The 7639-nt window shown below is 70.1% G+C and carries 7 protein-coding genes and 2 pseudogenes; 3 read left to right on the top strand and 6 right to left on the bottom strand.

Annotation, left to right across the window (positions count from 1 at the left end; all coding sequences use genetic code 11):
- Positions 1-320: 320 nt before the first annotated feature.
- From RN02_RS34500 to ccoG, 3 genes and pseudogenes are all read right to left on the bottom strand, one after another.
- A complete protein-coding gene (locus RN02_RS34500) occupies positions 321-443 on the bottom strand; it encodes a hypothetical protein (protein WP_267853703.1) in 123 nt (40 codons plus the stop codon).
- Between the two features lie 95 nt (positions 444-538).
- The gene (mapR, locus tag RN02_RS23885; RefSeq protein WP_043317387.1) at positions 539-1948 is read right to left on the bottom strand and encodes a GntR family transcriptional regulator MpaR; all 1410 of its coding nucleotides are present in this window, start codon (positions 1946-1948) and stop codon (positions 539-541) included.
- A 75-nt stretch (positions 1949-2023) separates the two neighbouring features.
- Positions 2024-3547 (bottom strand): annotated as a pseudogene (ccoG, locus tag RN02_RS23880) (cytochrome c oxidase accessory protein CcoG).
- A 2-nt stretch (positions 3548-3549) separates the two neighbouring features.
- Here ccoG and RN02_RS23875 point away from each other — a divergent pair.
- The 3 genes and pseudogenes from RN02_RS23875 to RN02_RS23865 all read left to right on the top strand — a co-directional run.
- Positions 3550-3822: pseudogene (locus RN02_RS23875) on the top strand (DUF934 domain-containing protein); the annotation flags it as partial.
- Between the two features lie 140 nt (positions 3823-3962).
- On the top strand, positions 3963-4847 hold the full coding sequence (locus RN02_RS23870; RefSeq protein WP_009617230.1) for a sugar nucleotide-binding protein: 885 nt from the start codon (positions 3963-3965) through the stop codon (positions 4845-4847).
- The gene (locus RN02_RS23865; RefSeq protein ID WP_043317382.1) at positions 4840-5778 is read left to right on the top strand and encodes an NAD-dependent epimerase/dehydratase family protein; all 939 of its coding nucleotides are present in this window, start codon (positions 4840-4842) and stop codon (positions 5776-5778) included. The genes RN02_RS23870 and RN02_RS23865 overlap by 8 nt, the downstream gene beginning before the upstream one ends.
- Here RN02_RS23865 and RN02_RS23860 read toward each other — a convergent pair whose 3' ends face one another.
- From RN02_RS23860 to RN02_RS23850, 3 genes are all read right to left on the bottom strand, one after another.
- A complete protein-coding gene (locus RN02_RS23860) occupies positions 5779-6135 on the bottom strand; it encodes a SirB2 family protein (RefSeq protein WP_009617233.1) in 357 nt (118 codons plus the stop codon).
- A 7-nt stretch (positions 6136-6142) separates the two neighbouring features.
- On the bottom strand, positions 6143-7150 hold the full coding sequence (locus RN02_RS23855; RefSeq protein ID WP_043317380.1) for a hypothetical protein: 1008 nt from the start codon (positions 7148-7150) through the stop codon (positions 6143-6145).
- Positions 7147-7639 (bottom strand): FimD/PapC C-terminal domain-containing protein (locus RN02_RS23850; protein ID WP_043317378.1); only part of this gene is annotated, 493 nt, incomplete at its 5' end. The genes RN02_RS23855 and RN02_RS23850, both read right to left, overlap by 4 nt.

Raw genomic sequence — 7639 nt, 5'->3', positions numbered from 1 at the left:
CCGCCGAGACAGCCGGCTAACTGCAGCACATCCAACTCTGCCCAACGGTCCCCTCTCCCTTCAGGGAGAGGGTTAGGGAGAGGGCGCTCTTAAACCCGGCCCCACAGCCCCCCGCCGTGGCGATGGGTATCGCTTCGCTCAACCCATCCTACGACGGCGTTTCTCCGCACCTTGCAGGAGCAACTGTCTTGCAGGCCGCGCCGGGATGCTCTTCGTAGGAGCGAGCCGTGCCCACCGATATGGTAGGAGCGGATTCATCCGCGACTCCGCCGGCAGGGCGAACGACGCCCGGGCTAACCTTGGCGCCGCCGGGGCTTGCCCTACGCCATCCAATCATCCGACCCACGCCCGGGCAGGCCGTGGCGGATGTACCAGCGCACGCCCAGGTGCAGGCCCAGGGCGCTGCCCACTGTCAGCAGGATCGTCAGGGTTTCCGCGTCCATGGCCGTTGTCCTTCGTCCGGGGTCTGGTCTGACAGCCTATGCCTGCGGCAATCTGTCGCACAGATACAGATCCTGTCCGAATGTACGGAGCAGCGCTACAGCGACTGGATGATCCGCCCGAGGGTCTCCATGGCCTTTTCGCTGCGCGGCGTCCAGGGGTGGCCGTAGTTCAGCCGCAGGCAGTGGCGGAAGGCGCGGGTGGCGGAGAAGATCGGCCCGGGGGCGATGCTGATGCCCTGGGCGTGGGCGAGCTGGAACAGCTTCAGCGCGTCGATGCGTTCGGGCAGTTCCAGCCAGAGGAAGTAGCCGCCGCTGGGGCGGGTCACCCGCGTCGCTTCGGGGAAGTGCCGGGACACCGCGGCGAGCATGGCGTGCTGCTGGCTTTCCAGGGCGTGGCGCAGCTTGCGCAGGTGGCGGTCGTAGCCGCCGTGCTGCAGGTAGTCGGCGATGGCCGCCTGGGCCGGCACCGAGGCCGACAGGCTGATCATCAGCTTGAGCCGCTCGATCTGCTCGTGGAAGCGCCCGCCGGCCACCCAGCCGACGCGGTAGCCCGGCGCCAGGCTCTTGGAGAAGCTGCCGCAGTGCATCACCAGGCCCTCGGCGTCGTAGGCCTTGACCGGCTTGGGCGCCTGCTGGGCGAAGTACAGCTCGGCGTAGACGTCGTCCTCGATCAGCGGCACCTGGTGCTTGCCCAGCAGGCCGGCGAGGGCGCGCTTGCTGTCCTCGCCCATGCTCGCGCCCAGCGGGTTCTGGAAATTGCTCATGAACCAGCAGGCCTTGATAGGCAGGCGTTCCAGGCTGTCGGCCAGCACCTGCAGGTCGATGCCCTCGCGCGGGTGCACGGGGATTTCCACGGCCTTGAGCTTGAGCCGCTCCAGCACCTGCAGGGTGGCGTAGAAGGCCGGCGCCTCGATGGCCACCAGGTCGCCGGGCTGGGTGACCACCTGCAGGCACAGGTTCAGCGCCTCCAGCGCGCCGTTGGTCACGACCAGTTCTTCCACCGGCAGCGGCGTGCCGTTGACCATGTAGCGCAGGGCGATCTGCCGGCGCAGGGCGTGGCTGCCCGGGGTCATGTCGGCCACCGCGGCGCGCGGCTCCATGTCGCGCACGGCGTGGGCCATGGAGCGCGCCAGGCGTGGCAGGGGGAACAGCTCCGGAGCGGGGAAGGCCGAGCCGAAGGGCACGGTGTCCGGGTCCTTGATCGAGCTGAGCACCGAGAACACCAGCTCGCTGACGTCCACCTCGGTGGTCTGCGCCTCGTGGCGGGCGATCTCCGGTTCGGCCAGGGCGCGGCGCACGTGCTCGCGGACGAAGTAGCCGGAGCGCGCGCGGGCCACGATCAGGCCGCGGTCCTCCAGCAGGTAGTAGGCCTGGAACACGGTGGAAGCGCTGACCCCGTAGGTGCGGCTGGCGTGCCGCACCGAGGGCACCTTCTGCCCGGGGGCGAGCACCCCGTTGCGGATCAGTTCGGCGATCTCGTCGGCGAATTTCTCGTAGCGCTTCATCTTGTCCCGGGGGCCGTTGGGGAGCTCCCACTCTAGGCGTTGCGCGGCGCCGCCGCCATGCCGCGGGGCCATCGCTCAGCGCCTCGGCGCGACGAAGGTGCTGGCCGCCTCGACCTGTTCGCCGTCCTGCGCGCTCACGCGGAAGTGCAGGGGCACAGGCCCGCCGCTGCCGCTCAGTTCCAGGCGCGCCACCGAGACGGCGAAGTCGCGGATCTCGCCCGGCTCCAGGCGCTGGTCGAGGGCGCCCTGCAGGCGGTAGCCGCTGTCCTCGGCCAGGCCCAGGCGGTAGCGCTGCGCCTGCTGGGTCTTGTTGATCAGCTTGAGGTTGTAGACGTTCTCGATCTCGCCGGCCGCGTTCTCGCGGAACAGGCCGCGGTCGCGGGCCACATCCAGGGCGATCAGCGGGCGCGCCTGCAGGGCCCAGGCGAAGGCGCCGAACATGGCCAGCAGCACCGCCGCGTAGCCGACCAGGCGCGGCCGCAGCAGGTGGGTGCGGCCGCCTTCCAGGGCGCGCTCGGAGGTGTAGCGCACCAGGCCGCGGGCATAGCCCATGCGGTCCATCACCGAGTCGCAGGCGTCGACGCAGGCGGCGCAGCCGATGCAGGCGATCTGCAGGCCGTCGCGGATGTCGATGCCGGTGGGGCAGACCTGCACGCACTGCTGGCAGTCGATGCAGTCGCCCAGGCCGAGGGCCTTGGGCTCGGCGTCCTTGCGGCGCGCCCCGCGGGATTCGCCGCGGGCGGCATCGTAGGAAATGATCAGGGTGTCCTTGTCGAACATCACGCTCTGGAAGCGCGAGTAGGGGCACATGTGGATGCACACCTGCTCGCGTAGCCAGCCGGCGTTGGCGTAGGTGGCGGCGGCGAAGAAGGCCACCCAGAAGGCGCTTTCCAGGTCCAGCTTCAGGGTGAAGAGGTCCGCCACCAGCGGGCGCACCGGGGTGAAGTAGCCGACGAAGGTCAGCGCCGTGGCCAGGCTGACCAGCAGCCAGAGCCCGTGCTTGGCGCCCTTGCGCAGGTACTTGGCGGCGCTGGGCGGGGCCTTGTCCAGCTTCATGCGCTGGTTGCGGTCGCCCTCGGTGACCTGCTCGGCCCACATGAAGATCCAGGTCCACACGCTCTGCGGGCAGGTGTAGCCGCACCACACGCGGCCGGCCAGCACGGTGATGAAGAACAGGCCGAAGGCGGCGATGATCAATAGCGCCGAGAGCAGGATCAGGTCCTGCGGCCAGAAGGTCGCGCCGAAGATGTAGAACTTGCGCTCGGGCAGGTCCCAGAGCACCGCCTGGCGGCCGTTCCACTGCAGCCACAGGGTGCCGAAGAACAGCAGGAACAGCAGCGCCCCGCCGAGCCGCCGCAGGTCGCGGAAGCGGCCGCTGAAGCGCTTGGTGTAGACCGCCGGGGTGACCGCCGAGAGCGGCTTGGGCGGCGGGGTGAAGCGTTGCGGGGCGGCGATCTCGACGATCTTCGCGGGGATTCTCTGGCTCATTGTCGTGGCCCATCAGGCTTGGGATGCGCCGCGACTATAGGAAGCGCCCTGGGCACGAAACAGATTCAGGTCTCCCGCAAAAAACCGGATCAGATGCGCCGCGCCAGGCATGGCCGCTCATCGCCATCGACCTCCCCAGCTTCCGCGACGGCCGCGGCTACAGCCTGGCCTACCTGCTGCGCCGGCGCCTGGGCTGGCGCGGCGAGCTGCGCGCGGTGGGCGAGGTGCTGCGCGATCAGCTGGCGCACCTGCGCCAGTGCGGTTTCGACGCCTTCGCGGTGCGCGCGGACAAGTCCGTGGAGGACGCGCTCAAGGGCCTGGCCGGGCTCAGCGTGCTCTACGGGCGCTCGGCGATCGAGCCGCGGCCGCTGTTCCGCCGGCGCTGAAAACCGCCCGCTTTCAGGGACCCGCGCCGCGCCGCGCGTGGCGCCGCGCTTGACGCTGTTCCGGTGCGCAGGAAAAATGCCGGCAAAGCGTCGGCGAAACGCCGCCGGCCGTGGCCCACGATTCGAGTGACCCCCTGAAGATGCGTATGCGCCTGATGCTGTTGGGTGGCGGTAATGCCCTGGGACAGGCGCTGATCCGCCTGGGAGCCGAGGAAGACATCGGCTTCCTCGCCCCGCGCCCGCCCGAGCAGGGCTGGGATGCCTCCAGCCTGACCCTGCTGCTGGACGAGACCCGCCCCGACGCGGTGATCAACCTCGCCTACTACCACGACTGGTTCCAGGCCGAGCAGGTCGACGACGCCCGCCTGGCCGGCCAGGAACGCGCCGTGGAGCGCCTGGCCGAACTCTGCCAGCACTACGAGATTCTCCTGCTGCAGCCTTCCAGCTACCGGGTGTTCGACGGTGCCCGCGCCACCGCCTACAGCGAGAAGGACGAGCCGCTGCCCCTGGGCCGCCGCGGCCAGGCGCTGTGGCGCATGGAGCAGTGGGTGCGCGCCACCTGCCCGCGCCACGTGCTGCTGCGCTTCGGCTGGCTGCTGGACGACAGCCCGGGCGGCAGCCTGGACCGCTTCCTCAGCCGCGCCCTGGGCGAGGACGAGCTGTACCTGGCGGACGACCGCCGCGGCAACCCCACTCCGGTGGACGACGCCGCGCGGGTGATCCTCTCGGTGCTCAAGCAGCTGGACTGCCAGGCGCCGCTGTGGGGCACCTACCACTACGGCGGCCTGGAGGCCACCACCACCCTGGCCCTGGGCCAAGTGATCATCGCCGAGGCCCGCACCCTCACCGGCCAGGCCCTGCGCGACCCCGTCGCCCAGGCCCACGCGGCGCGCCCGGACGCCAGCGAGGAACCGCAGCACGCGGTGCTCGCCTGCAAGAAAATCCTCCACACCTTCGGCATCAAGCCGCGCGCCTGGCGTGCAGCGCTGCCGACCCTACTGGACCGTTACTACCGTCATGGCTGACATCTCCCCGGCATCCGCCGCCCCCATCCTCATCACCGGCGGCGCCGGCTTCATCGGCTCGCACCTGGCCGACGCGCTGCTGGCGCGCGGCTTCAAGGTCCGCGTGCTGGACAACCTGTCCACCGGCAAGCGCGAGAACCTCGCCGCGGAGGTGGAGCTGCTGGTCGGCGACGTCGCCGACGCGGCCGTGGTCCGCCGCGCCCTGCAGGGCTGCCAGGCGGTGGCGCACCTGGCCGCGGTGGCCTCGGTGCAGGCCTCGGTGGACGACCCGGTGGCCACTCACCAGAGCAACTTCATCGGCACCCTGAACCTCTGCGAAGCCCTGCGCGAAGCCGGGGTGAAGCGCGTGCTGTACGCCTCCAGCGCCGCCGTCTACGGCCACAACGGCCAGGGCGCGGCGATAGTCGAGGACCTGCCCAAGGCGCCGCTGACGCCCTACGCGGCGGACAAGCTGGCCGGCGAGTACTACTTCGACTTCTATCGCCGCCAGCATGGCCTGGAGCCGGCGGTGTTCCGCTTCTTCAACGTCTACGGCCCGCGCCAGGACCCGTCCTCGCCCTATTCCGGGGTGATCAGCATCTTCACCCAGCGCGCCTTGAGCGGGCAGCCGATCACGGTGTTCGGCGACGGCGAGCAGACCCGCGACTTCATCTACGTCGCCGACCTGGTGCAGTTGCTGGTGCAGGCGCTGGAGGCACCACAGGTGCCGGAAGGGGCGGTCAACGTCGGGCTGAACCAGGTGACCAGCCTGAACCAGCTGCTGGGCGAGATCGGCGCGCTGGTCGGCGGCCTGCCGCAGGTAGCCCACGCCGAGGCGCGCCCTGGCGACATCCGCCATTCCCGCGCCGACAACGGCCGCCTGCTGGCGCACTACCGCCTGGAGCGGCCGACGCCGATCGGCGAGGGCCTGGCGCGCCTGCTCGGGCGCTGATCACCACCAGGGCTTGTTCAGCGCCAGGTAGAAGATGCCGCCCAGGCAGGCCAGGGCCAGGGCGCTGAGCAGCGCCTTGGGCCCTCGCGCGGCGCTGCGCATGGCGAAGGCGGCGAGCACGATGTAGCCCACCAGCAGCCCCAGCTTGGCCTGCAGCCACAGCGGCAGCGGCCAGGGCATGGCCAGGTGCACCAGGCCCAGGGCGCTGAGCAGCAGCAGGCTGTCCACCAGGTGCGGCGCCCAGCGCTGCCAGCCGGCCAGGCGCCGGCCCCGCCAGCTCAGCCCCAGGCGCCAGAGGAAGAGCAGGCTGCTGAGGACTGCCAGGGTGATGTGCAGGTGCTTCAACCAGAGGTACATGGGGCGCTCACTTGTATTCGGTGGTGTAGAGCACGACGAACTCGAAGGGCCCCGGCCGGACCTCGGCGCCCGCCAGCAGCTCGGCCTCGAAGGCAGTGTCGAAGCTCAGCGAGCGCGGCGTGCGGACCACGTGCTCGACGGGCTGGTTGAAGACTACGTACCGCTCGTTCTGCAGGTCCTTGATCTTCAGCAGCAAACCGGCGGATTCGTGGAGCAGCGCGGTGTTGCCGTCGAGGAGCTGGCCGTTGGCCGGTGACAGCGTGGTGTGGATGACCGCGCCGCCGTCGCACTGCCAATGAAAGTCGAAACGCCGCTGCAGGGGCAACTGGTTCTTGCTGAAACTGCCGAAATCGACCCGCGTCGGCGCGTCGGTCATCTCGCAGGTGGTGGGCAGGAAGGTCAGGGCGACGCCCGGGAAGGGGTCGACGGGGTAGGCCGGCGGCGTGTTGTTCCAGCGCGAGCCGACGAACAGCGCCGGTTCGCGGAAGTTGATGGTATAGACGCCCGGGGTGTCGATCGGGCCGTTCTTCAGCACCTCGATGAAGCTGTTGGACAGCGAGCCGCTGACGCATTCGCTGGGCCCCAGGCTGCGGTCGCCGACGATGCCCAGCTGGATGCGCTCGGCCACCCCGCCCACCTGCTTGACGCCGACGCCGTCCTTGCCCGAGGGAATCACCCGGTAGACCAGGCCGTTGAGGTTGGTGGCGAAGTCGTTGCCCTGCATGTGGCTGGCCTCGCTGGCCACGCCCAGCACGATGTAGCGCCCGGCGTCCCCGGCCAGGTATTCCTGCAGGCGGCAGGCGTAGTCCAGGGACAGGTTCAGGGTGCCCAGCACGCTGCCCACCGGCAGGCCGGCGCTGATGTAGGTCTCGCCGTCGTAGGTGAACTGCTGGTTGGTGAAGTAGCACTGGTTCGGCTCGACCGGGCACTCGTCGGCGGCGGCCGGCAGCGCCTGCAGCAGGCAGGCGGCCAGGGCCAGGCAGTGGAACAGGGGGCGGCGGCGCGGGTGGATCATGATCTTTCCTCGCTTGGCGGGCCGCCGGCGGCGGCCTGGCAGTCGACCGGGATGGCCCGGTAGCTGTCCTGCTTGTCCTTCTTCGCCGGCATGGCGTAAGTGAAGCTGCATTGCTGCTCGTCCGCCTCGCCCCAGGATACCCGGTAGCTGTCGCGGCCCTTTTCCAGGTACAGGTAGACCAGGTTGTCCTGGCCGACGTAGGCGAGGACTTCGCCGGCGCCGCCGACCTCGGCGCCGAAGGGCACCTCCTGGCCTCCGGGGCGGCGCAGTTCGAGCAGCACCGAGATGCCGCTGCGGGTGCGGTAGGGCACCCGCACGATGGCGCCGTAGCGCGGCGCGGTCTTCTGGATGTTCTCCTTGATCTCGACGTCGGCGGTGGCGCTCTTGGCGTCCAGCACTATCTCGTTGTGGCGGTAGGGCGTGAGCCCCGTGAGCAGGGCCTTGCCGTCGTCGTCGAGGCGCACGCGGCCGCGGGGCAGCAGGGCGCCC

Source organism: Pseudomonas sp. PI1 (assembly GCF_000812405.1).
Taxonomy (GTDB): Bacteria; Pseudomonadota; Gammaproteobacteria; order Pseudomonadales; family Pseudomonadaceae; genus Pseudomonas; species Pseudomonas citronellolis.
Note: the sequence above shows the minus strand (reverse complement) of the source record. Positions and strands in the feature narration are given on the sequence as shown.

Bases quoted from the DNA above. Each gene is read 5' to 3' on its own strand.
- RN02_RS34500 (WP_267853703.1), bottom strand. From the start codon at position 443: ATGGACGCGGAAACCCTGACGATCCTGCTGACAGTGGGCAGCGCCCTG.
- mapR (WP_043317387.1), bottom strand. From the start codon at position 1,948: ATGAAGCGCTACGAGAAATTCGCCGACGAGATCGCCGAACTGATCCGC.
- RN02_RS23870 (WP_009617230.1), top strand. From the start codon at position 3,963: ATGCGTATGCGCCTGATGCTGTTGGGTGGCGGTAATGCCCTGGGACAG.
- RN02_RS23865 (WP_043317382.1), top strand. From the start codon at position 4,840: ATGGCTGACATCTCCCCGGCATCCGCCGCCCCCATCCTCATCACCGGC.
- RN02_RS23860 (WP_009617233.1), bottom strand. From the start codon at position 6,135: ATGTACCTCTGGTTGAAGCACCTGCACATCACCCTGGCAGTCCTCAGC.
- RN02_RS23855 (WP_043317380.1), bottom strand. From the start codon at position 7,150: ATGATCCACCCGCGCCGCCGCCCCCTGTTCCACTGCCTGGCCCTGGCC.